Annotated in this window: 25 protein-coding genes; 14 read left to right on the plus strand and 11 right to left on the minus strand. The window is 30.1% G+C overall.

From position 1 onward, the window contains the following. Positions 1-66: 66 nt before the first annotated feature. The 9 genes from ACFQZW_RS13520 to ACFQZW_RS13560 form a co-directional block, all read right to left on the minus strand. Positions 67-915: a PPK2 family polyphosphate kinase gene (locus ACFQZW_RS13520; RefSeq protein ID WP_372800474.1), complete on the minus strand. Its 849-nt coding sequence runs from the start codon at positions 913-915 to the stop codon at positions 67-69. 93 nt (positions 916-1,008) lie between these two features. After that, the gene (locus ACFQZW_RS13525) at positions 1,009-1,266 is read right to left on the minus strand and encodes a DUF6952 family protein (RefSeq protein WP_298263956.1); all 258 of its coding nucleotides are present in this window, start codon (positions 1,264-1,266) and stop codon (positions 1,009-1,011) included. After that, complete coding sequence (locus ACFQZW_RS13530) at positions 1,247-1,561, minus strand: thioredoxin family protein (RefSeq protein WP_298286997.1); 315 nt, start codon at positions 1,559-1,561, stop codon at positions 1,247-1,249. Before ACFQZW_RS13530 ends, ACFQZW_RS13525 begins: the two co-directional genes overlap by 20 nt. Positions 1,562-1,574: 13 nt before the next feature. After that, the gene (locus ACFQZW_RS13535; protein ID WP_298263953.1) at positions 1,575-2,216 is read right to left on the minus strand and encodes a peroxiredoxin; all 642 of its coding nucleotides are present in this window, start codon (positions 2,214-2,216) and stop codon (positions 1,575-1,577) included. 141 nt (positions 2,217-2,357) lie between these two features. After that, on the minus strand, positions 2,358-3,521 hold the full coding sequence (locus tag ACFQZW_RS13540) for a sigma-54-dependent transcriptional regulator (protein WP_298286999.1): 1,164 nt from the start codon (positions 3,519-3,521) through the stop codon (positions 2,358-2,360). 54 nt (positions 3,522-3,575) lie between these two features. Beyond that, on the minus strand, positions 3,576-4,400 hold the full coding sequence (locus ACFQZW_RS13545; protein WP_298263951.1) for a mechanosensitive ion channel family protein: 825 nt from the start codon (positions 4,398-4,400) through the stop codon (positions 3,576-3,578). A 23-nt stretch (positions 4,401-4,423) separates the two neighbouring features. After that, a complete protein-coding gene (locus tag ACFQZW_RS13550; RefSeq protein WP_298263950.1) occupies positions 4,424-5,737 on the minus strand; it encodes an ABC transporter permease in 1,314 nt (437 codons plus the stop codon). Next, a complete protein-coding gene (locus ACFQZW_RS13555; protein WP_372800466.1) occupies positions 5,730-6,665 on the minus strand; it encodes an ABC transporter ATP-binding protein in 936 nt (311 codons plus the stop codon). Before ACFQZW_RS13555 ends, ACFQZW_RS13550 begins: the two co-directional genes overlap by 8 nt. A 70-nt stretch (positions 6,666-6,735) precedes the next feature. Continuing rightward, entirely contained in the window at positions 6,736-7,428 is a 693-nt protein-coding gene (locus ACFQZW_RS13560) for a hypothetical protein (protein WP_298287003.1), read from the minus strand. Between the two features lie 128 nt (positions 7,429-7,556). On the opposite strand from ACFQZW_RS13560, the gene ACFQZW_RS13565 reads away from it, so the two are divergent. The 5 genes from ACFQZW_RS13565 to ACFQZW_RS13585 all read left to right on the plus strand — a co-directional run bounded on the left by ACFQZW_RS13565 (position 7,557) and on the right by ACFQZW_RS13585 (position 14,008). Beyond that, the gene (locus ACFQZW_RS13565; RefSeq protein ID WP_298263947.1) at positions 7,557-8,009 is read left to right on the plus strand and encodes a MarR family winged helix-turn-helix transcriptional regulator; all 453 of its coding nucleotides are present in this window, start codon (positions 7,557-7,559) and stop codon (positions 8,007-8,009) included. Positions 8,010-8,021: 12 nt separating this feature from the next. Next, positions 8,022-10,421: a 3-hydroxyacyl-CoA dehydrogenase/enoyl-CoA hydratase family protein gene (locus ACFQZW_RS13570; protein ID WP_386783691.1), complete on the plus strand. Its 2,400-nt coding sequence runs from the start codon at positions 8,022-8,024 to the stop codon at positions 10,419-10,421. Between the two features lie 4 nt (positions 10,422-10,425). Further along, a complete protein-coding gene (locus ACFQZW_RS13575) occupies positions 10,426-11,610 on the plus strand; it encodes a thiolase family protein (RefSeq protein WP_298263944.1) in 1,185 nt (394 codons plus the stop codon). A gap of 28 nt (positions 11,611-11,638) precedes the next feature. Then, a complete protein-coding gene (locus ACFQZW_RS13580) occupies positions 11,639-13,432 on the plus strand; it encodes an acyl-CoA dehydrogenase family protein (RefSeq protein ID WP_298263942.1) in 1,794 nt (597 codons plus the stop codon). A gap of 162 nt (positions 13,433-13,594) precedes the next feature. Beyond that, entirely contained in the window at positions 13,595-14,008 is a 414-nt protein-coding gene (locus ACFQZW_RS13585) for a hypothetical protein (RefSeq protein WP_298263941.1), read from the plus strand. On the opposite strand, the gene ACFQZW_RS13590 is transcribed toward ACFQZW_RS13585, so the two are convergent. Continuing rightward, positions 14,000-15,496 (minus strand): YfcC family protein, encoded by a 1,497-nt coding sequence (locus tag ACFQZW_RS13590; RefSeq protein WP_386783695.1) that lies wholly within the window; start codon positions 15,494-15,496, stop codon positions 14,000-14,002. The genes ACFQZW_RS13585 and ACFQZW_RS13590 overlap by 9 nt on opposite strands. A 149-nt stretch (positions 15,497-15,645) precedes the next feature. Between ACFQZW_RS13590 and ACFQZW_RS13595 the strand changes: the two genes are divergently transcribed. Continuing rightward, positions 15,646-16,407, plus strand: a complete 762-nt coding sequence (locus ACFQZW_RS13595) for an MBL fold metallo-hydrolase (protein WP_386783697.1) — start codon at positions 15,646-15,648, stop codon at positions 16,405-16,407. Here ACFQZW_RS13595 and ACFQZW_RS13600 read toward each other — a convergent pair. Beyond that, positions 16,404-17,675, minus strand: coding sequence for a DUF2851 family protein (locus tag ACFQZW_RS13600; RefSeq protein WP_298263937.1), 1,272 nt, complete (start codon positions 17,673-17,675; stop codon positions 16,404-16,406). The two genes, ACFQZW_RS13595 and ACFQZW_RS13600, sit on opposite strands and share 4 nt — an antisense overlap. 123 nt (positions 17,676-17,798) lie before the next feature. Between ACFQZW_RS13600 and ACFQZW_RS13605 the strand changes: the two genes are divergently transcribed. The 8 genes from ACFQZW_RS13605 to ACFQZW_RS13640 all read left to right on the plus strand — a co-directional run bounded on the left by ACFQZW_RS13605 (position 17,799) and on the right by ACFQZW_RS13640 (position 25,347). Continuing rightward, positions 17,799-18,431: an NAD(P)H-dependent oxidoreductase gene (locus tag ACFQZW_RS13605; RefSeq protein ID WP_298263935.1), complete on the plus strand. Its 633-nt coding sequence runs from the start codon at positions 17,799-17,801 to the stop codon at positions 18,429-18,431. A gap of 33 nt (positions 18,432-18,464) precedes the next feature. Beyond that, positions 18,465-19,922, plus strand: coding sequence for an aminoacyl-histidine dipeptidase (locus ACFQZW_RS13610; RefSeq protein WP_386783699.1), 1,458 nt, complete (start codon positions 18,465-18,467; stop codon positions 19,920-19,922). Positions 19,923-20,143: 221 nt separating this feature from the next. Then, positions 20,144-20,926 (plus strand): ParA family protein, encoded by a 783-nt coding sequence (locus tag ACFQZW_RS13615; RefSeq protein WP_298263933.1) that lies wholly within the window; start codon positions 20,144-20,146, stop codon positions 20,924-20,926. Beyond that, complete coding sequence (locus ACFQZW_RS13620; RefSeq protein WP_298263932.1) at positions 20,910-21,809, plus strand: ParB/RepB/Spo0J family partition protein; 900 nt, start codon at positions 20,910-20,912, stop codon at positions 21,807-21,809. The genes ACFQZW_RS13615 and ACFQZW_RS13620 overlap by 17 nt, the downstream gene beginning before the upstream one ends. Next, positions 21,809-22,390 carry a DUF5683 domain-containing protein gene (locus ACFQZW_RS13625; protein WP_298263931.1) on the plus strand — a complete coding sequence of 194 codons (582 nt, stop codon included), beginning with the start codon at positions 21,809-21,811 and terminating at the stop codon, positions 22,388-22,390. Before ACFQZW_RS13620 ends, ACFQZW_RS13625 begins: the two co-directional genes overlap by 1 nt. A gap of 2 nt (positions 22,391-22,392) precedes the next feature. After that, entirely contained in the window at positions 22,393-23,100 is a 708-nt protein-coding gene (dapB, locus tag ACFQZW_RS13630) for a 4-hydroxy-tetrahydrodipicolinate reductase (RefSeq protein ID WP_298263929.1), read from the plus strand. A gap of 53 nt (positions 23,101-23,153) precedes the next feature. After that, positions 23,154-24,695, plus strand: a complete 1,542-nt coding sequence (gene lepB, locus ACFQZW_RS13635; protein ID WP_298263927.1) for a signal peptidase I — start codon at positions 23,154-23,156, stop codon at positions 24,693-24,695. Between the two features lie 37 nt (positions 24,696-24,732). Beyond that, entirely contained in the window at positions 24,733-25,347 is a 615-nt protein-coding gene (locus ACFQZW_RS13640; RefSeq protein WP_298263926.1) for a WbqC family protein, read from the plus strand. The last annotated feature ends 1 nt before the right edge of the window (position 25,348 follow it).

Raw genomic sequence — 25,348 nt, forward strand, 5'->3', positions numbered from 1 at the left:
AATAAATTATAAAATCATTCATAGTAATAAACAAACATTACTAACATCAAAATTAAAAAGCTTAAACTACTCTAACTCAAGTTCTTTTTTATAGTTTTCAATTTCAACTTTATATTTTGCTGGTAATTCAGGTTCTTTAAAATTATGTTGCTTTAAGGTATTTAAAATAATTTGAGCAACTAGCAGTCTTGCTGTAGGCTTATCATCTGCAGGTATCACATACCATGGCGCATGCTTTTTTGAAGTTTTGTTCAATAATTCTTCATAACAAAACTGGTATTTATCCCATAATTTGCGTTCCTTTAAATCTCCTGGAGAAAATTTCCAGTTTTTTTCTTTTAAACGCAACCTTCTTAAAAGTCTATTTTTTTGTTCTTCTTTAGATAAGTTTAAAAAGAATTTTAAAATGATTGTACCATTAGCTGCCACATGCTGTTCAAAGTTGTTGATTTCTTCCATTCTTTTATGATAAAAACTGTCCTCTAAATCCGTTATTCTTTTTACAGAAGGAATCTTTTCTCCAAGAATATATTCTGGATGTACACGAGTAACCAATACATTTTCGTAATGTGTTCTATTAAAAACACCTATTTTACCACGTTCGGGTAAAGCAATGTAATGACGCCATAAATAATCATGTTTTAGTTCTCTTTCAGTAGGTACTTTAAAACTATGAACTACTACACCTCTAGCATTTACGTCTTTAAAAACTTCGCGTATTAAACTATCTTTTCCAGAAGTATCCATACCCTGTAAACATATTAAAACTGCGTGTTTACCCTCTGCATACATGGTATCTTGTAGCTTGCTAATTTCTTTTCTTATTTTTTTAAGTTCTTTTTTAGCTTTGTCAATAACCTCTTTAGTTTCAGTTTTTTTTAATTGAATGGAGCTCTTTACTAGATAATTATTCATAAGTTTTATTTTTTTTATAAATATAATTGACACAAACAAAAAATCCCGAATAAATCGGGATTTTTTAATTTTTAGTTAGTAGTAATTTCTTTATTAAGTATCAATAGAACCTAAAACACGTTTCATAAAAGTATTTAAAGCTTCTTTTTTTGGTGTTCCTTCTTTTACCATTTTATCAACTTCAAGAGCGCCATATAAATTAGAAATTAATTCACCTATAACATCTAATTCTTCATCTTTTAAAGAAGAAACTTCTGTCAACGCTTCTAACGTCTCTATAGTTTCTACAATATAATCTTCATCGTTTTCTTCAATAAAACTTATTAAATGTTTAATTATTGGTAACTTCATCTACTAAATTTTTTAATACATCGAACTTATTTGTTTGCACTTGATTTACAAAAGTTCCATTTGTAAAAGTTGCAAAAGTTGGTAAATTATCAACATTGGCTAACTTTCTTGAATTTGGAAATTTTTCGGCATCTGCAATTACAAATACTGCATCGGTATTTTCAGAAGCTAATTTTTTAAATTTAGGCTTCATTATTCTACAGTTTCCACACCAAGTTGCTGCATATTGCACAACCACTGTTGTATTATCAGCAACGAGTTGTTCTAAGTTATCTTGTGTTAATTCTTGATACATCGATAGTTTATTTTTAATGTGAAGCTAAATATTCTGCAGTTCCTTGTCTGTTAGCTTTCATTGCATCTTTTCCTTCTTCCCAATTAGCTGGACAAACTTCACCTTTTTCTTGTACATGGGTGTAGGCATCAATTAAACGTAAAAATTCTTTTACATTTCTACCTAAAGGCATATGATTAATTCCTTCATGAAAAACAGTTCCTTCTTCATCAATTAAATAAGTCGCTCGGTAAGTTACATTATCTCCTTCAACTTGAATTGTTCCAGTTTCTTCATCATAGGTTTCATTAAAAATATCTAAAATACCTAATCTACTTGCTAAATTTCGGTTACTATCTGCTAAAATAGGGTAAGTAACTCCTTCAATACCTCCATTATCTTTTGAAGTATTTAACCAAGCAAAATGAACTTCAGGTGTATCACATGAAGCACCTATTACAATGGTATTTCTTTTTTCAAATTCATTTAAAGCTTCTTGAAATGCGTGTAATTCTGTAGGGCAAACAAAAGTAAAGTCTTTTGGATACCAAAAAAGTAATACTTTCTTTTTATTATTAACTGCTTCTTCTAAAATGTTTAATTTAAATGTATCTCCCATTTCATTCATTGCATCTACATTTAAATCTGGAAATTTTTTACCTACTTGTGTTGCCATAATTAATATCTTTTTATTGTTTATATTTTTTATTTAGGACAAATTTAAGCGAGTATTTTAAAGATATTCCTAAATTTTTATCCTTATTTTTTATTCCAATATAAACTTTTCTTATACCTTGAAAATTGGTATCAATATTTATTATTTACTTGCGAAGAGTTTTACATCGAGTTCAGAAACCTCTTTTTCTCCTAAAATTATCAATCTTTCCACCACATTTCTAAGCTCTCTAATATTACCTGTCCAATCATATTCTTGCAATAATTTTATTGCTGAAGCTGAAAAAGTTTTAGCTGTTGTTCCATGTTCTTGGGCAATTTGTTCTGCAAAAAATTGTATTAAAAGCGGAATATCTTCTCTTCTATTGTTTAATGCAGGCACATTAATTAAAATTACCGCAAGTCTATGGTATAAATCTTCTCTAAACTTTCCTTCTGCTATTTCTTTTTGTAAATCTTTATTTGTAGCTGCTATTACACGAACATTTACTTTAATATCTTTATCGCTTCCAACTCTAGAAATTTTATTCTCTTGTAACGCTCTCAATACTTTAGCCTGAGCAGACAAACTCATATCTCCTATTTCATCTAAAAAAATAGTTCCTCCATTGGCAGCCTCAAACTTTCCAGCTCTATCTTTATTTGCACCTGTAAACGAACCTTTTACGTGTCCAAAAAGTTCACTTTCAATTAATTCTGACGGAATAGCTGCACAATTAACCTCCACCATAGGAGCTTTAGTTCTATCACTTTTTTCATGTAACCAATGCGCAACTAATTCTTTTCCTGTTCCGTTAGGTCCAGTAATTAATACACGTGCATCGGTAGGCGCTACTTTTTCTATCATGTTTTTGATATGAGTAATTCCTTCACTTTCACCAATCATATCGTATTTTTTACTCACTTTTTTCTTTAAAAGCTTGTTTTCTACTACCAATTCTTTTCTATCAAGCGCATTTCTAACAGTATTTAATAAACGATTTAAATCTGGTGGTTTAGAAATATAATCAAAAGCTCCTAAACGCATGGTATTTACAGCTGTATCTAGATCTCCATGACCTGAAATCATTACAATTGGAATTTCAGGTTTTAGACTTTTTACTTTTTCAAGCACCTCAACACCATCCATTTTAGGCATTTTAATGTCACATAAAACAAGGTCAAAATCAGATTTTGAAATCATTTCAATTCCTTTTAAACCGTCTTCAGCTTCTTCAACTTCGTAGGTTTCGTTTTCTTCTGAAATTATTTTTTTTAATACTCTGCGGATTGCAGCTTCGTCTTCAATAATTAATATTTTAGGCATGTAATTTAATTTTAAGTAGAAATTGCAAATATTAAGCCAATTTTTGTTTTACAATTATTTTTGAAATAGGTGAACATCTCTTTGTGGAAATGGTATTGATATATTATGTTCTCTAAACAATTTATCAATCTCAAAACGAATATCACTTTTAGGCATTGCTGCTTCAAAACTATTATTTAAAGTAAATACCAATTTAAAATCTAGAGAACTATCACCAAAATTTAAAAAAAACACTGTTGGTTCAGGTTGTTTTAAAACTAATGGATGTGAGTTTGCCGCTTGTAATAATAATTTTTTCACCAATTGAACATCACTCCCATAAGCTACGCCTACAAATACATGTTCTCGTGTTTCTGAGCCATTTTCTGTCCAATTATACAAACTATTTGTTAAATATAAATGGTTAGGAATTATCAAAACTTTATTATCAATAGTCACAGCTCTAGTTGTTCGTAATTTAATATTTTCAACACGTCCAATTTTACCATCTAATTCTATAATATCTCCAACATGCACCGACTGATCTACTAAGATAAATATACCTGAAATAATATCTTGAAATAACGTTTGTAATGCCAAACCAACACCAACTAGTAAAGCTGCAGAGGCAGCAAAAATTGCTGTTACATTAATACCAATATTGTGAAATGTCATTAAAATAATTATCACATAAATAAACCATTTGCTATATGAAAACAAGGATACAAATTTTACTTTGTCATCATCTGGTAGTTTTCTTGTAATTAATTTTCTAATTAATTTTAACACAAGTGAGGTTACAATTAATGCAACAATAACTATAATAATTGCTTTAACTGAAATATGAACATCTTTACTAAATGTAAATTCATAGTTTAAAATTTCAAGTAACTTCTTCATTTAAAAAAAATTAAATTAAAAAATTAATATCTCAACCACTTATATAAATCTTTATAAGTAGGTTTTTTTCCATACATTAAAATACCCACTCTATATATTTTTGCTGCAAACCAAACAATTAAAATAAAAGTTCCTATCAGCAATATCATAGATGTTAAAATTTGCCACCATGGTACCCCAAAAGGAATTCTCATTAACATTACAATTGGCGATGTTAATGGAAATAATGAAAACCCTAAAGCTATTGGTCCATGTGGATTTTCTATTACAGAGAAACCAACATAAATTGCAATAATTAATGGAAGCATTACTGGCATCATAAATTGTTGCGTATCGGTTTCACTATCAACTGCCGCTCCAATGGCTGCATAAATAGAGCTATAAATTAAATAACCTCCAATAAAATATACTATAAACGAAAAAAATATGGTTAAAATTGGTAAGTTTTTAACCTCCAAAAATGCTAACTGCAATTCACTCATTGCTGTTTCTTGAACTTGTTGTACCATTTCTGGATTCATTTGTCCCATAGCTGAACTAGAACTTGCTGACTCTAAACCAAAAACAGAGGCTATAACAAACATTAAAAACCCTGCAGAAACCATCCATATAATAAATTGTAAAACTCCTGCTAAAGCATTTCCTAATATTTTGCCCAGCATTAATTGAAATGGTTTTACTGAAGAAATAATTACCTCAATAATTCTACTGGTTTTTTCTTCAATTACACTTCGCATAACTGAAGTGCCATAAATAATAATAAACATGAATATTAAATATCCAAATCCGCCACCGGTTATCATTTTTAAAATGCTTCCTATTTTTGAAGATTTTTCTCCTGAAAAATTTTCGGAAGTAATTTCTACATCTGTTTCAGCGCTTTTAACTTGGTTAATATCTATGTTTAATTGTTCAATTTTTAAATCTCTAATTTTTTTTTCAAGTTTATTTTCAATAGCACTTATTAAGTTTAAACTTGGAGAATCTTCAGAATAGAATAAAATACCTTTGGAAAGGTTTTCTAACGTATCACTTTTAGGAATATAAAGTATTCCGTAATAAGAGTTTTCTGTTTGCTTTCTTGCTTCTTCTAATCCAATAGCTGTTAAATCAACATATTTTGTTTTATCAGTATCTTTAAAAACTGCGGTTAGTAATTGTGAGTCATCAACAAAAGCAACGGTACGTATTTCTTCACTATTTTTTTGATTTAAAAAAATAATTAACATAAAAAGTCCAACCATTAAAAGCGGGCTCAAAATAGTCATTACAATAAATGATTTGTTTTTAACCTTTGCTAAAAACTCTCTTTTAATTATTAATTTTAACTTATTCATTATCGCCAACTGCTTTTATAAATATATCGTTTGTACTTGGAATTATTTCTGTAAAATGATTGATTTGAGCTTTATCATTTAAAAAATTAATCAAATCTGTAGAAGTTTCATTGCTCTTCAAACTAACAATTAACCTTAAATCATTGTAAAAAGATTTAGTAGCTGCTGTTTCAACATTAAAGTGTTCTTTTACTTGATTTAATAATACTTCTTTAGTATTTTTATTACTTAAAAGTCCCACTTCAAACTGATTGGTTCTATATTGCTTTTTGATATCAATTAATTTTCCATCTAATATTTTATTCGACTTATTAATCAATGCAATATTATCGCATAATTCTTCAACAGACTCCATTCTATGTGTTGAAAATATGATGCTCGCACCTTCATCTCTTAATTTTAAAATTTCATCTTTAATTAAATTAGCATTTATAGGGTCGAAACCACTAAAAGGCTCATCAAAAATCAACAATTTTGGTGAGTGCAAAACAGTTACAATAAATTGAACCTTTTGTGCCATTCCTTTTGAAAGTTCTTGAATTTTTTTATCCCACCAATTGGAAATATCAAATTTTTCAAACCATAATCGCAATTTCTTTTTTGCTTCAGATTTGCTTAATCCTTTTAATTGTGCCAAGTATAAAGCCTGCTCACCAACTTTCATGCTTTTATATAAGCCTCTTTCTTCAGGTAAGTAGCCTATTTGATGTACGTGTTGAGGTTGCAATTTTTCACCTCCTAAATAAATAGTTCCACTATCTGGCAAAGTAATTTGATTGATAATTCTAATTAAGGATGTTTTACCAGCACCATTTGGTCCCAATAGCCCAAATACACTACCCTTTGGTACTGAGATAGAAACGTTGTTTAATGCAGTAAAATTCCCGTAATTTTTACTTACATTTTCAACCGTTAATACATTTTCCATTCTAAATTTTTTGTTTTTCGAAACGAAAATAGATTTATTTTGTTAGATATTTAATTAATCTTTTAAAAAATTAATCAAGTTTATCAATATATTTTTGTTGAATTATTTTTAGGAGTTCTATGGTAGCTTTGGGTTTAACTATCCTTAACATTTCTGTAATACCTCCATTGGTGTAAAATATTCCTTTGGCGATATCATAATTTTTATCAGTCATGTTATTTTTAACTTCAAAAGTAATGGTTCTAAACTCACTCCAACTCATTAACCTAGGGACTTCTATATAGTACACATCATTTTCATGATGGTCTTGATAAATACCATTTTCTAGTTCTATTACATTAAAAAACTTATTTATTCTTATTAAAGAATCAACATCTGTAAACTTTTCACTTTTGGCAAACTCATATCCTTCATCTGCATAATGTTGTTGAATTTCACCAATCTCCGTATATCTATTAATTCCTTTAACTCTTATTCCATTTAGCTTCCTTGAGTCTATAGTAACTTCACATTTTGCTGCATCTAATTCTAAATGATACTCTTCATTAATTTTTTTAGTAGCTCTTAAAATATTTTCAAACGACGTTGGGTTCTTTGTAACAAAAATAATTGAAATTGGCTTATTGATATCTGTAAAACGACTATAATAAGATTCGTATGGATCTGGAACATTGATTACAAAAGTTTTTGGTATTTTATTTTCATCAACAGTATCAATATTTTCCTGAATAATAATTTTTCCTATTAGTTCTTTTGCTTTCATTGTTTTATGGTTTGTGATTAGTGTTTTAAACTTATCCTTTTTTTTTAAAATAAACAAGTAAAATAATTTAACAAATAATTTTTAAATATTTATTATGCGTGCATAGTATTTTTTTATATATTTGAGAAATGCAAAAAGAACAAACAATAGATCATGTACTCAGAGCTACCTGGCAATCAGTAGCTAAGATGTATAACGAACAAGCGGTAAAACATGACAGTACCATGGCAATGGCTTTTGTTTTATTAAATGTAGACATTGAAAACGGAACTCCATCAACTGCTTTAGGTCCACAAATGGGAATGGAACCTACCAGTCTTTCTCGTATTTTAAAAAACATGGAAGAAAAAGGTGCTATTTACAGAGAAAAAAATCCAGATGATGGAAGAGGTGTTTTAATTAAACTAACAGCGTTTGGAATAGAAAAAAGAAATATTTCTAGAGAACACGTAATTCAATTTAATAAAGTTGTAAAACAACACGTGTCTGAAGAAAAAATTAAACACTTTTTTGAAGTTACCCAAACCATCAATAAGCTAATTGCTGAAAAATCAATTTTTGAACATGAACCAACTAAATAAAAAATCAAAATAATGAAAAGACGTATTAAAAAAGTAGCCGTTATTGGTTCCGGAATTATGGGATCAGGCATTGCATGTCATTTCGCAAATATTGGTGTTGAAGTTTTATTACTCGACATTATTCCCCGTGAATTAACTGATATTGAAAAAGCTAAAGGACTTACTCTTGAAAATAAAGCTGTTAGAAACCGCTTAGTAAATGACAGCTTAAAAGCTTCATTAAAGTCTAAACCATCTCCTATTTACAATCAAAAATTTGCTGACAGAATTTCAACAGGAAATTTAGAAGATGATTTACATAAAATTAAAGATGTAGATTGGGTACTTGAAGTGGTGGTTGAACGACTAGACATTAAAAAACTAGTTTTTGAAAAAATTGAAAAATATAGAACAAAAGGAACATTAGTTACCTCAAACACTTCTGGAATTCCAATCAGTCAAATGAATGAAGGTAGAAGCGAAGATTTTCAAAAACATTTTGCTGTAACTCACTTTTTTAATCCACCACGCTATTTAAAATTATTTGAAGTAGTTCCAGGACCAAACTGCAATCAAGAAGTTACCGACTTTTTAATGATGTATGGTGAAAAATTCTTGGGAAAAACTTCTGTTTTAGCAAAAGATACTCCTGCTTTTATTGGAAACCGAATTGGTATTTTTGGAATTATGAGTTTGTTTCATCAAGTAAAAGAATTAGGCTTAACCATAGAAGAAGTCGATAAATTAACAGGGCCAGTGATTGGTCGTCCAAAATCTGCAACATTTAGGACTGTTGATGTTGTTGGTTTAGATACCTTGGTTCATGTGGCAAATGGAATTTATGAAAATTGTCCAAATGATGAAGCACACGAACTATTTAAACTTCCTGAATTTATTGATAAAATGATGGAGAACAAATGGTTAGGAAGCAAAACAGGTCAAGGATTTTATAAAAAAGTTGTTGAAAATGGAAAAAAATCAATTCAATCTTTAGATTTAGACACCTTAGAATACCGTCCAAATAAAAGAGCCAAATTTGCAACTTTAGAATTAACAAAAACCATTGATAAAGTTATTGATCGTTTTAAAGTTTTAATCAAAGGAAAAGACAAAGCAGGTGAATTTTACAGAAAAAATTTCGCTGCTATGTTTGGTTATGTTCAAAATAGAATCCCTGAAATTTCTGATGAATTATACAGATTAGATGACGCTATGAAAGCTGGCTTTGGTTGGGAACACGGTCCTTTCCAAATTTGGGATGCCATAGGTGTTGAAAAAGGGATTGAATTAATGCAAGCTGAAAATATTCCTATAGCAAATTGGGTAACTGAAATGATTGCTAGTGGAAATATATCTTTCTATTCAGTTAAAGAAGGTACTAAATACTATTATTCAATTCCTTCAAAAAAACAAGAAAAAATCCCTGGTCAAGATAGCTTTATTATTCTCGATAATATTCGCGAAGCAAAAACAATTTGGTCTAATTCAGGTGCATCTATTCAACATTTAGGCGATGGTGTTTTAAATGTAGAATTCCAATCTAAAATGAATACGCTTGGAGGTGAAGTTTTACAAGCAATCAACAAAGGAATTGATTTGGCTGAAACTGAATACGAAGCTGTAATTCTTGGAAACCAAGCAGCTAATTTTACCGTAGGCGCTAATTTAGCAATGGTATTTATGATGGCTGTAGAACAAGAGTACGATGAATTAAATTTCTCAGTTAAATATTTCCAAGACACAGTAATGCGACTGCGCTATTCATCTTGTCCAACTATAATTGCTCCACACGGCTATACTTTTGGTGGTGGTTGCGAATTAAGTATGCACGCAGATAAAGTAGTAGCTGCTGCAGAAACTTATATAGGTTTAGTAGAATTTGGCGTAGGAATTATACCAGGTGGAGCAGGTTCTAAAGAAATGGCTTTAAGAGCCTCGGAAGGGGTTTTAAAAGATGATGTAAAATTAAATAAACTTCGCGATTACTTCATTAATGTAGCCATGGCTAAAGTGGCAACTTCTGCATACGAAGGATATGATTTAGGCTTCTTAAAAGAATATAAAGACATTGTTGTTGTTAATAAAGACCGACAAATTGCAACAGCTAAACGTCATGCAATTCAACTATTGGAAGATGGCTATACACAACCTGTACCAAAAAAAGTATTGGTTTATGGTCAACAAGCATTGGGTATGTTTTTAGTTGGAACTGATAGCTTAGAAAAAGGCCATTATGCTTCTGAACACGATAAAAAAATTGCCAATAAATTAGGATATGTAATGGCTGGTGGAGATTTATCGGAACCAACTTACGTATCTGAGCAATATTTATTAGACATTGAACGTGAGGCTTTTATGAGTTTGTGTACAGAAAGAAAAACGTTAGAACGCATAGAACATATGTTAAAAACAGGTAAACCACTAAGAAACTAAAAAAATGAAAACAGCATATATAGTACAAGGATATAGAACAGCGGTAGGTAAGGCACCTAGAGGAGTTTTTAGATTTAAAAGACCTGATGAATTGGCAGCAGAAACCATAGAACATTTATTAAAAGATATACCTCAATTAGATAAAAAAAGAATTGATGATGTTATTGTTGGAAATGCCATGCCTGAGGCTGAACAAGGTTTAAATATGGGGCGTTTAATCTCGTTAATGGGACTAAAAATTGAAGATGTCCCTGGAATGACTGTGAATAGATATTGTGCATCAGGATTAGAAACTGTGAGTATTGCAGTTGCTAAAATTCAATCTGGAATGGCAGATTGTATCATCGCTGGTGGCGTTGAAAGTATGAGCTATATTCCTATGGGTGGTTACCGTCCTGTCCCAAATTACAAATCAGCCAAAGAAGGTCATGAAGATTATTATTGGGGAATGGGGTTAACTGCAGAAGCTGTTGCTCAACAGTTTAAAGTTTCACGTGAAGACCAAGATGAATTTTCTTATAATTCACATATGAAAGCATTAAAAGCTCAAGCTGAAAATAGATTTAAAGAAGATATTGTTCCTATAACCGTTGAAAATATATTTTTAGATGAAAATGGTAAAAAACAAACTAAAAATTATACGGTTTCTGTAGATGAGGGTCCACGTAAAGGAACCTCAATAGAAGCACTTTCTAAATTACGTCCTGTTTTTGCTCAAGGAGGCAGTGTAACCGCTGGCAACTCCTCTCAAATGAGTGATGGCGCTGCTTTTTTATTGGTGATGAGTGAAGAAATGGTAAAAGAATTAAATATTGAACCCATAGCACGTATGGTTTCTTTTGCTGCTGTAGGTGTAGAACCACGCATTATGGGAATTGGTCCTGTAAAAGCAATTCCAAAAGCATTAAAACAAGCAAATTTAACTTTAAATGATATCGATTTAATTGAATTAAACGAAGCATTTGCTTCCCAATCTTTGGCAGTAATGAGAGAGCTTAACATTAATCAAGATATTGTGAATGTAAATGGTGGAGCTATTGCCTTAGGACACCCTCTTGGTTGTACAGGGGCAAAACTTTCAGTGCAGTTGTTCAACGAAATGAAAAAAAGAAAAAACAAATACGGAATAGTAACTATGTGTGTAGGTACTGGGCAAGGTGCCGCAGGTGTTTATGAACTTTTAAAATAAAATATTAAAATCAAAACCTATCAGAATAATGGCAACAATAAAAGGAGGAGAATTCCTAATAAAAGAAATTAAATCGGAAGATATCTTCGTATCTGAAGAATTTAATGAAGAACAAAAAATGATGAAAGAAGCGGTTATCGAATTTATAGACCGCGAAGTTTGGCCTCATAAAGAACGTTTTGAAAATAAAGATTATGCATTAACTGAAGAAGTGATGCGTAAAGCTGGAGAAATGGGCTTTTTAGGAGTATCAATACCCGAGCAATATGGTGGAATTGGAATGGGGTTTGTTTCTACTATGTTAGTCACTGATTATATTTCATCAGCAACCGGATCATTGGGAACTGCTTTTGGTGCACATACAGGAATTGGTACTATGCCAATATTTTTATACGGAACCGAAGAACAAAAACAAAAATATTTACCATTATTAACTTCTGGTCAAAAATTTGGCGCATATTGTTTAACCGAACCAGATGCTGGAAGTGATGCAAATTCTGGAAAAACAACAGCTGAATTAACAGCTGATGGTAAACATTACAAAATTAACGGACAAAAAATGTGGATCTCAAATGCAGGTTTTGCCGAAATATTTATCGTTTTTGCACGTATAGAGGATGATAAAAATATCACTGCATTTATTATGGAATTTGACAAAAACAATCCAAATGGTGTAACTCTAGGTGAAGAAGAAAAAAAATTAGGAATTACCTCTTCTTCAACCCGTCAAGTGTTTTTTAGTGACACGTTAATTCCAGTAGAAAACATGTTATCCGATAGAGGAAAAGGGTTTAAAATTGCCATGAACTCTTTAAATGTGGGTCGTATAAAATTAGGGGCTGCTTGTTTAGATGCTAGTAGAAGAATTATCACAGAATCAGTTAAATATGGTAATGAGCGTAAACAATTTAAAACCGCCATATCAAATTTTGGAGCAATTCAAAAAAAATATGCTGAAATGAGTGCCAAAACATTTACAATTGATGCTGGTTGCTATAGAGCTGCAAAAGACATACAAAATATGATTGATGCTGGCTTAGCTGAAGGGAAATCGCACCAAGATGCAGAACTAGCAGCTTTTCAAGAATATGCTATTGAATGTGCTATTATAAAAGTATTTGGGTCAGAAGTTTCTCAATTTGTTTCTGATGAAGGAATTCAAATTTTTGGCGGAATGGGATTTTCAAAAGACACTCCAATGGAAAGTGCATGGAGAGATGCTAGAATTACTAGAATTTATGAAGGAACCAACGAAATAAACAGACTTTTAACTGTTGGAATGCTACTTAAAAAAGCTATGAAAGGTGAAATTGATTTATTAACTCCAGCTATGGAAGTTGGAAATAGCTTGTTGGGAATACCTTCATTTGACACGCCAGATTATACTGTTTTATTTTCAGAAGAAAAAGAAATGATTGCTAAATTAAAAAAAGCCTTTTTAATGATTTCTGGAAAAGCAGTTCAAACATATGGTATGGATCTAGAAAATCATCAACAATTAATTTTGGCTGCTGCTGAAGTAATGATTGAAGTTTATATGGCTGAATCTGCTATTTTAAAAGCTGAAAAAGTTGCAAAATTAACTTCAGAAAAAGAAGCTGAATGTCAAATAGCTATGGCAAAATTAAATCTATTTAATGCCGTAGAAAAATCAGCAACAATGGGGAAAGAAGCTATCGTATATTTTGCCGAAGGTGACGAACTACGTATGTTATTAATGGGATTAAAGCGTTTTACCAAGTACACTAACAACCCTAACCCTATAGCTTTAAGAAAAATAATTGCTGAAAAAGTAATTACTGAAAACAGCTATTGTTTTTAATTTTAAAATTCAATCAATTTAATTACGCGTTAAAAAGATACAACAAATTCGTTGTATCTTTTTTTATTTTTTTAACCTTTTCGTTTATTTTTTTTGTAATTTTATATAAGCATACAAATAAGCTTTATTGCCCCAATTGTTTCATCATTAAAAACTTCTATTATGAAAAAAAACATTGGAATTTGGATAGATACCAAACACGCTTTTGTAATTAGACTTTCTAACAATTCACACACTTTTAAAACTATTGAATCTAATATTGAAACTCGTGAAAGAGTTGAAGGAGAAACTAAAAAATATGGAAGATTTGGAGGTCAATATTTAACATACGAAAAAAACAGAGAAAACAAACGCATTCAAATGACCAATCAATTTCTAAAAAGTTTATTAAAAGAAATTGAAACTTGTGATTCTGTTGTTGTTTTTGGCCCTTCAAAAATGAAAAATATTTTTGAAAAAGAAATTAGAAATAATATGCAATTAACCCACAAACTAGCTGGGGTTTCTAGCGTAAATTATTTAACTGAAAATCAAATAGTTGCTTGGGTAAAAGATTATTTTAAATCTTTAGATTAACAACCCACCCCAAAGAATCAAAAAGGATAGCAAACCTAGCAACGTTAATAAAGGCCAAATAAACTTTAACCAAGTATTATAATTAACGTTTACCATTGCTAATGATGGTAAAATTAATCCTGTTGGTGTAATAAAACTCATTAATCCCATTCCAAATAAATAAGTATTTACAATTTCTTCGGGAGGAACCCCAACTACTGGAGCCAAAGAACTCATAATTGGCATAGTAACTACAGCCATTCCTGAAGAGGAGGATATAAATAAAGTAAGTACAAAAAATACCATCATTAAAATTGGCAAAAATATTCCAGGAGGCATTCCTTCTACTAAGTTTGTAGCATAAAATAAAATGGTATCTGAAATTTGCCCTTCATTTAAAACAAAAGTAACTCCTCTAGCAATTCCTATAATAAATGACACTCCAAGTAAATCTTTAGCTCCATTAATAAATTCTTTAATAAAATTTTGCTCTCCAACTCTTTGTAAAACTGCTATTAATATAGCTGCAACTAAAAATAACGCCGTCATTTCCTGAAACCACCAACCCAAAACTGACACTCCGTATATCATTACTGCAAATGTTAATGCAAACAGGCTTAACAATACTTTGGTTATTCCTTTTAGTTTATTTGTAGATTCAGTTTCAGTAACCTTGGTAAATGGGTTTTCTAGTTTTGAACCATATAGTAGAGATTTTGTTGGATCCTTTTTAACTTTTTTTGCATATCTCATAATATACCAAATACAAACCACCAGTCCTAAAATTAACATAGCTACCCTACTATAAATTCCAATCGTCCAATTTACACCAGCTGCGTCTGAGGCTATAATGGTTGAAAATGGGTTTACTGTAGATGCCATAGTTCCTATTGAGGATCCTATATAAATTACTGCAACTGGTACAATTAAATCGTATCCAGCCGCCAAAAAAACAGGAACTAAAATTGGATAAAAAGCTAACGTTTCTTCAGCTAAACCAAAAGTAGTTCCTCCAACTGCAATTAAAGAGGTAACAATAATAATTAAAACACTTTCCCTTCCTTTTAATTTGCTTGCTAAAAACCCAACTCCTTCATTAAAAGCTCCTGAATTATTAAAAACCCCTATAAAACCTCCTATAATAAGAACAAATAAAATTACATCAATTGCTTCATAAATACCTTTAATTGGAGCATATATAATTTCTAAAATTCCTTGTGGTTTTGAGGCTACTTCTTTATAAGTTCCTGGTATAGAAATTGCCTTTTTAATTTTACCTTCTTTAAATTTATCTAAAGAGATTAAAATATTATGATCATCTAAAACCTTTTGAGTAGCTGCAATACTTTCTTGTTTTACCTCAGAATTAATGGTGAATTCATTAGTGTTTGAATTGTATGATAATGTATCGTAAGATCCTGCAGGTAAAAGCCAAGTTGCCATAGCACTTAGCATAATAGCAATCATTAAAACGGTATAAGGAGAAGGGAATTTAAAGGAAAATTTCATTTTTAAATATTTAAAAGAATGTATCCATTTTAGCACATAAAAACATATGCAAAAGTAGTAGTAATTAAATTAATAGTATATTTATAACGCTATAAATTTTAATATTAAATAGCAGAATTTTTGTTCTTTAAAATTTAAAACATCCACCTATGAAATTAAAAGGTATTTTAACAATCACATTCATATTTACAGTTTCTTTCATTTGGAGTCAAAAAAATGAAATTGATGAATTTAAAACACAAAATGGGATCATTAAAGTTCATCCTATTTTACATGGAAGCTTGGTATTAACTTATAACAATACAACTATTTATGTTGATCCTTATGGTGGTGCAGACTTATACAAAAGCTTTAAATCTCCTGATATTGTGTTGATAACTGATATTCATGGAGATCATTTAGACCATAAAACATTAGATGTTATTGATACTTCAAACACAATATTTATTACTCCAAAAGAAGTTGCTTCAAAATTACCCAAAAGTTTGATTTCTAAAGTAGAGGTACTGAAAAATGGACAAGGTATCCATAGATTAAACATTTTTTTTAAAGCAATTGCAATGTACAATTTACCTGAGATTGAAAATTCTAAACATCCTAAAGGTAGAGGAAATGGCTATGTTTTAAGTATTGATGATAAACAACTGTACATTTCTGGAGATACCGAAGATATTCCCGAAATGAGAACTTTACAACATATAGATATTGCTTTTATTTGCATGAATTTACCTTACACAATGGACATCAATCAGGCTGCAAGTGCTGTTTTAGAATTTCAACCAAAAGTTGTATATCCATATCATTACAGGGGAACTGATGGTTTAAGTGACATTGCGGAGTTTAAAAAATTAGTAAATAGCAAAAATAAAAACATTGAAGTACGCTTACGAAATTGGTATCCAAAAAACTAATTTTTAAGTAATTCTTTTCCAATAGAACATTCTAAACAACGTTGTTTAGAACAATATTCATTTTTTAATTGTAACAAGGCTTGTGTTTTAAATGCATTATCGCTTTTAACCTTTAACATATTAAAGTTTGATATAATACTATTTTTTTCAGGTTTCATTTGTTGAATAAGCTGTAATAGAGGACTAAAATCATTTTTACCCAAACTTTTTAAATACCAAAATTTAATGGGTATTACTGTATTTATCAATACCAAATCTATAAATGGTTTAGTGATTTTTTTTATACTTTTTTTAGATTCTTTAGAAAATGTATAATGCGTTTCCCAAAAAGTTGATGCTGAAACTGAAAACAATTCGTAAAATTCCTCTAATTTTTCATTTTCTATAACTTTTGAAAATAAATTTTGATGTGTATGGTATAATTGCGAAAGTTGAGAAATTCTTATGGTAGGAAAATTATTGGGGCGTAACCTAAAAAATTGAATTTGATTTTTTGATATTGGTTCTAATTTAAACTTAGTTTGCAAGTATTTAAACTCTTCTTTTAAATTTAAAAAATAATTAGATTCAATGTTATCGAACAATAAACCTGCTTGCCCAAATAACAGCGCTTCAAACTGGTTTAAGTTATTAGAAACCTTTCTTACAGTAGTAAAATCAACCGATAAAGCCAGGTTTAAAAAAGCTTCGCCATTCACATTTAAACCAAAACTTTTAGCTAACAAACTAAATAAAGTGGCTTCCCAATTATTATTTGTTTTTATGAATATATCTTGAACTTGTACAGACTTTTGCTCTAAACGTTCAAAATACAATCGCTCATACCAATGTTCTAAAATAAATGAATCAATCCTATTTATTTCCTGTTCACAATTAATCCATTTTTTAGGCGTACTAAATAATTTTTGATAATTCTCTAACAACTCTTTTGAAATATAATTTTTCAATTCTAAAGTAGGAATTGTTTTGTTAGATTTTCTAAAAATTGTAACATCGTGTTCCCAAACCACATGTAAAATCACTGAATCATAGCTTTCATCTTTTTCATGACGATGAATGTACCAATCTGATGATTTTAAATGAATTTCTACATTTCCAGCCCAAAGCTGATCTTGTATTCTAATTTGAGCATTCAAAAAGTCTGGTCCAGAATTATAATTTAGTAATCCCGAAGACTTTATTTCTAACAATTCTCCACTTGTTGTTTTAATTTTAGAAGTCGGAAATAGCTTCAACTTCCATATAAAATGAAGTAAATTTTCTTTCATAGCGTTTATTTTATTCCTAAAAATATAAATTAACTTTTAGTTAAAAAAATTGAAGTCGTAACTTACCTGTTTTTCAATATTTTTAAAGTAATTTTGTAAGAATTAAGAATAAAAATTAGTAACATGGATATTATAAATAGTTTAAAATGGAGATATGCTACCAAAAAGTTTGATCCTTCAAAAAAACTATCAAATAAACAAGTTGAAGTACTTAAAAATGCCTTTAACCTAACAGCAACTTCTTTTGGATTACAACCTGTAAAAATGATTGTAATTGAAAATAAAGAACTCCAAGAAAAATTTGTAGAACTCTCTTACTTTCAACGTCAAGTTGCAGATGCTTCACACCTACTCATTCTTTGTATAGATACCGATACAACTTCGGAAGATATCAATGCTTATTTTGATTTAGAAAAAGAAACTAGAAATGTTAGTGAGGCTACTATTTCAAAATTTAGAAAACAGCTACTTCAAATGTATGAAAATAAAACAATTGAAGAAAAACAACTTTCCGCCATTTACCAAACCTATATTATCTTAGGGAATTTAATGACCGTTTGTGCTGTAGAAAAAATTGATGCTTGTCCTTTGGAAGGATTTATTCCTGAAAAAGTAGATAAGTTATTAAACTTAACAGAAAAAAAACTAAAATCAGTTTTAATGCTCCCTGTTGGATATAGAGCTGATGATGATATTATGAGTGAAATGAAAAAGGTTAGAAAACCTTTGAATGAAACCATTATAGAAATAATATAAATTAAAATTAAAATCAAAAAAATAAATTAAATCATGAGTAAAGATATTAGAGCACTTGAACCAACCGCACTATGGAACAATTTTGCAGACTTAAATGCAGTTCCTAGAGGTTCTAAAAAAGAAGAACGTGTAATTGAATTTATGGTTGATTTTGGAAAAAAATTAAACCTTGAAACTGTTGTTGACCCTGTAGGAAACGTTATTATCAAAAAACCAGCCTCAAAAGGTATGGAAACTAGAAAAACGGTGGTGATGCAATCACATTTAGACATGGTACATCAAAAAAATGCCGATACCAATTTTGATTTTGATACAGAAGGTATTAAAATGATAATTGATGGAGATTGGGTAAAAGCTGAAGGAACAACCTTGGGTGCAGACAACGGTTTAGGTGTTGCGGCTATTATGAGTGTTTTAGCTTCTACTAACATTCAACACCCTACTATTGAAGCACTGTTCACTATTGATGAAGAAACTGGTATGACTGGTGCTAAAGGGCTTGAAGAAGGATATTTAAACGGTGAAATACTATTAAATCTAGATACAGAAGAAGATGATGAAATTGATATAGGTTGTGCAGGTGGAATTGATATAACTGCTGAAAATACTTATAACGAAGTACATTCACCATCTAACAGTGTTGGATATAGCATTTCTGTAACAGGTTTAAATGGAGGACATTCAGGAATGGATATTCATAAAGGTTTGGGAAATGCCAATAAAATAATGAATCGTTTGCTTTATGAAACTTTAGATTTTTCAAGAATTTCTGAAATCAATGGAGGTAGCTTAAGAAATGCTATTCCAAGAGAAAGTTTTGCAATAGTTTCTGTATATGAATCTAAAAAAGATGCATTCTTAAAAAAAATTAAAAAAGTAACAAAGGAAGTTAAAACTGAATTTAAAACAGTTGATCCTAATTTAGAAATAACTCTTTCAAAAATAAAAACACCTGAAAGAGTGATGACGGTTATTAGTCAAACTACATTATTAAACACTTTATACGCAGCTCATAATGGAGTTTATCGTATGAGTAATGATATGGAAGGGCTTGTAGAAACTTCAAACAATATCGCTAGAGTAATTGTTAAAGATGAAGACATCAAAATTATGTGTTTAACACGTTCATCTGTAGAAACTTCAAAATTTGATTTGGCTAATGCATTAAAAGCAACATTTGAATTGGCTGGTTATACAGTTACCATGTCTGGATCATACCCAGGATGGAAACCAAATGTAAATTCACCAATTTTAAAAGTATTAACAGATACTTATGAAAAATTATTTGATAGTAAAGCTGATGTTGTTGCTTGTCATGCTGGTTTAGAATGTGGTATTTTAGGAACCAATTACCCTGAAATGGATATGATTTCTTTTGGCCCTACTATACAAGGAGCCCATTCTCCTGATGAAAGAGCGAATATTAAATCTACTCAAAAATTTTGGAAATTCTTATTAACAATTTTAGAGAATATTCCATTTAAAAACTAGTCATTTAAAAAGGCTTGTTCAATAGTTTAAATTAGTCATTTATTTACCACCGCATTTATTAGACTGATTTTAAGCGCTTCTTTAACTTCATTTTAATTGAAACAAAGAGTAGCCCTACTATTTAACAAGCCTTTTTCTTTTTATAGGTTTGTTAACATTATTCCCTTTTAAAAACCATAAATAATTGTATTTTTACATCTTAAATAATTCGTATTTCTTTTATGGGAAAAATAATCGCAGTTGCAAATCAAAAGGGTGGTGTTGGAAAAACTACTACAACCGTTAATTTAGCTGCAGCCTTAGGTGTATTAGAAAAAAAAGTATTACTTATTGATGCCGATCCTCAAGCTAACGCTTCCTCTGGACTTGGTGTAGATGTTGAAGAAGTTGAATTGGGAACTTACCAATTACTTGAACATGCCATTTCAGCTAAAAATGCTATAATTCAAACAAATTCACCTAATGTAGACTTAATACCTGCGCATATTGATTTAGTTGCAATAGAAATTGAATTAGTAGATAAAGACCAACGTGAATATATGTTAAAAGAGGTTCTTCAGGAAATTAAAAATGATTATGATTATATTTTAATAGACTGCGCCCCTTCACTTGGGTTAATAACGTTAAATGCATTGGTAGCTTCCGATTCAGTAATAATACCAATACAATGCGAATACTTTGCATTAGAAGGTTTAGGGAAATTATTGAATACGATTAAAAGTGTTCAAAAAATTCATAATCCTGATTTAGATATTGAAGGGTTATTATTAACCATGTACGATTCTCGTTTGCGTTTATCTAATCAAGTTGTTGAAGAAGTTAAAAAACATTTCCAAAACATGGTATTTAAAACCATTATACAAAGAAATGTTCGATTAAGTGAAGCACCAAGTTATGGCGAAAGTATTATTGCTTATGATGCTACTAGTAAAGGTGCCGTAAATTATATTAACTTAGCAAACGAAATATTAAAAAATCATAATAAGGATGGCAAAAGCTACTAAAAAACAAGCGCTTGGAAGAGGGTTATCTGCCTTATTAAAAGAAACGAGTTCAGATATCACTTCTGCAAACGATAAAAATGCTGATAAGGTTGTTGGAAATATTATTGAAATTGAATTAGATACAATTGAAGTAAATCCCTACCAACCAAGAAGTTATTTTAATGAAGAAGCGCTTCGTGAATTGGCTAGTTCAATAAAAGAGTTAGGTGTAATTCAGCCTATTACAGTTCGTAAATTAGATGGAAATAAGTTTCAATTAGTTTCTGGTGAAAGACGATTTAGAGCCTCTAAACTAATAGGAAATAAAACTATTCCAGCTTATATTAGAATTGCCAATGACCAAGAAATGTTGGAAATGGCATTGGTTGAAAATATTCAACGTAAAGATTTAGACCCTATTGAAGTAGCACTTTCATATCAACGTTTAATTGACGAAATTGATTTAACACAAGAAGAAATGAGTCAACGCGTTGGAAAAAAACGTTCTACCATAACTAACTATTTACGTTTATTAAAATTAGATCCAATTATTCAAACTGGCATGCGCGATGGTTTTTTGTCTATGGGACATGGAAGAGCACTTATAAACATTGAAGATACAGAAGATCAATTAAGTATTTACGAAAAAATAATTCAACAAAAATTATCTGTTCGGCAAACAGAGCAATTGGTAAAAGCTTTAAAAGAAGGAGGCTCAACAAAACCTAAAGCCAACAGTAAAGATGTTGAAGTTCCTAAATATGTTAGTAAAGGAATTAAAACGTTTAGCGAATACTTTGGACATAAAATCGACGTTAAAATATCTGGAAACGACAAAGGGAAGATTATCATTCCTTTTCATTCAGAAGAAGATTTTAACAGGTTAAAAAAATTACTACAATAGTGTTAAAAAAACAGCTGTATTTATTTTTAATTTTATTTAGCTTTGGAGTGCTAGCAATTCACTCTCAAGAAGTGACTGACACCTTAAAAATAAAAAATAAATTTGGAAGTATATCCAAAGAATTTAAACCTCTAGCACCAGCTACTGCTGCTTTTTACTCGGCTGTTTTACCAGGATTAGGACAGGCTTACAATAAAAAGTATTGGAAAATACCTATTATATATGCTGCCTTAGGCTCAGGAATTTACTTTTATAGTGACAATAATACCAATTATAAAAGGGCAAGAAATGCCTATAAGTTGTCTATTGACGGTAAACCTCACGAGTTTGACGGAACAAATGGTAACATCCTCTTATCAGATGATGCTCTAGTAAGGGCGCAAAAATCTTATAAAAAAGATCGAGATTTATCACTTTTAGTTACCGTTGGCTTATATTTATTACAAGTAGTTGAGGCTAGTACAAATGCACACTTATTACAACATAATGTTGACGATGCCCTTTCGGTAAAGCCTCAATTAATTAAAGATACCGCCACCAATAAAACTATTGTTGGTGCATCTATAAACTTTAAATTTTAACAATGAAAATAGCACTTTTAGGTTATGGAAGAATGGGTAAAACAATTGAACAAATTGCGTTACAAAAAGGTCATGAAATTGTTTTAAAAGTAGACGAAAACACAAAGAATTATGATATTACCATAGCTGATGTAGCCATAGATTTTAGCATTCCTTCTGTAGCTTTCAACAATATTACAAATTGCTTCAAAAACAATGTACCTGTAGTTAGTGGTACAACTGGGTGGTTGGCAAAATTTGAAGAAGCTAAAACAATTTGTAAACAACAAAAAGGGGCTTTTATTTATGCTTCTAATTACAGTTTAGGTGTAAACATTTTTTTTGAATTAAATAATTATTTAGCTAAAATGATGCATCATTTAGACGATTATCAAATATCATTAGAAGAAATTCATCATACTAAAAAATTAGATGCTCCAAGTGGTACAGCTATTACTTTAGCTGAAGATATCATTAAACATTCATCTAAAAATAGTTGGACATTAGATGTAACAAATAATGAAACTGAATTACCAATAGTGGCAAAACGTATTGATGATGTTCCTGGAACACATTCAATAAAATACAAATCAAAAGTTGACACAATAGACATCAAACACACAGCGCACAATAGAGATGGTTTTGCTTTAGGAGCAGTTGTAGCCGCAGAATGGCTTGTAGGAAAAACAGGTGTTTTTACTATGAAAGATGTTCTTGGTTTAAACAAATAATACTCATCTTTACACATGATTTTGATGTAAGTAAAGTTTAAAATATTTTTATTATGACAATGACTCAATGGTTTATTTTTTTCTTAATAGTTCAATTAATTCATTTTTTGGGAACTTGGAAATTATATGTAAAAGCAGGAAGAAAATCATGGGAAGCAATAGTACCAATATACAATGCTATTGTACTTATGAAAATTATTAACAGACCTGTTTGGTGGATTGTATTACTATTTATTCCAATCATCAATCTTTTAATGTTTCCTGTAATTTGGATTGAAACTATTCGAAGTTTCGGTAAAAATTCAACTATAGATTCATTTTTAGCTGTTTTAACTTTAGGGTTTTACACTTATTACATTAATTATTTAGCTAATGTTACTTATATTGAAGATAGAAGCTTAAAATCGAGAACAGAGCTTGGTGAGTGGGTTAGTTCTATAGTTTTTGCAATTATTGCAGCAACTTTAGTGCATACGTATTTTATGCAACCATACACCATACCTACATCATCGCTTGAGAAATCTCTTTTAGTGGGTGACTTTTTATTTGTAAGTAAATTCCATTATGGTGCTAGAACTCCAATGACAACCATTGCTGCTCCAATGGTACATGATTCTTTACCTTTTATCAAATTACGTTCCTACTTAAAAAAACCTCAATTGCCTTATTTTAGGCTTCCTGGTTTTGAGAAAATTAAACGAAATGAAATTGTTGTTTTTAATTGGCCTGTAGATACAGTTCAAAGGTTTTTTGATACATCTAATATTCATATTGATAAACCTATCGACAAAAAATCAAATTATGTAAAACGTTGTGTTGGTATTCCTGGAGATTCTTTAGAAATTAAAGATGGTTATATTTACATTAATGGTGACAAAACTATACTTCCCGATAGAGCTAAACCTCAATATATGCATAAAGTAGTTACTAACGGACAATTAAGTGCTACTACTTTAAGTAGATATGATATTACAGAAGGTGGTTTTTATGGAGATTATTACCTTTTAAATTTAACTGATGAAAATGCTGCTAAACTAAAAAACAACCCGCTAGTAAAAAGTATTGACAAAGAAATTACTCCTAAAGGAACCTACGAATCTGGTGTTTTTCCACATAACAAACAATATGCTTGGTCTATAGATAATTTTGGACCTATTTATATCCCAGAAGCAGGTAAGACAGTTAAACTAAATAAAAAATCGTTACCTTTTTATAAAAGAATTATTGAAGTTTACGAAAAAAATAACCTAACGATTAATGGAGATGAAATATTTATTAATGGTCAACTAACGACATCCTATACATTTAAACAAGATTATTATTGGATGATGGGTGATAATAGACATAACTCTGAAGATGCTCGTTCTTGGGGTTATGTTCCATTTGACCATGTAGTTGGAAAGCCTGTATTTATTTGGATGAGTTGGGATGGTAATGCTCAAGGTTTAGCTAATAAAATACGTTGGGAACGTGTATTTACTACAGTTCATGGTAGTGGAAAACCGGTTTCTTATTTGTATTATTTCTTAGGAGCCCTACTCCTTTGGTTTGGATACAACACTTACAGAAAACGTAAAAAAGAAGAAGGATCTTAAATCGTAAACTTAGAATAAACAGTATAACTATTATTTAATGGTTTTAATACAACCTACTTACTTTTCACCAATAATTCAATACCTAGCCATTTCAAAATCTAATGGTATTGTTTTTGAAGTTGAAGATAACTATCAAAAACAGACCTATAGAAATCGTTGTTATGTTTATACATCAAATGGCAAACACTTGTTAAATGTTCCAATTCAACATTTAAAAGGAATAAAACAAAAAACTAAAGATATTAAAATAGATTATAAAGATGATTGGAATAAGCTCCACTTAAAAACCCTAAAAACAGCTTATAACTCCTCTCCTTTCTTTGAATTTTATATAGACGATTTATCTCCAATTTTTGAAAAAAAATACACCTTTTTATTAGACTTAAATTTAAAGTGTCATGAAATTATTATGGATGCACTTCAAATAGAACTTTCAACATTAATCACATCAGCATATATAAAAAATTCTGATTTAAAAGATTTTAGAAATCTAGCTATCGCAAAAGGTCAAAAAGAATATAATTTAACAAGATATATTCAAGTATTTGAACAACACCATGGATTTATTTCTAATTTAAGTATCTTAGACTTACTTTTTATGGAAGGTCCAAATGCATTAAATTATTTAGAAAATCAAAACATAACATTTTAAT

The organism is Lutibacter aestuarii (assembly GCF_042676885.1).
Taxonomy (GTDB): Bacteria; Bacteroidota; Bacteroidia; order Flavobacteriales; family Flavobacteriaceae; genus Lutibacter; species Lutibacter aestuarii.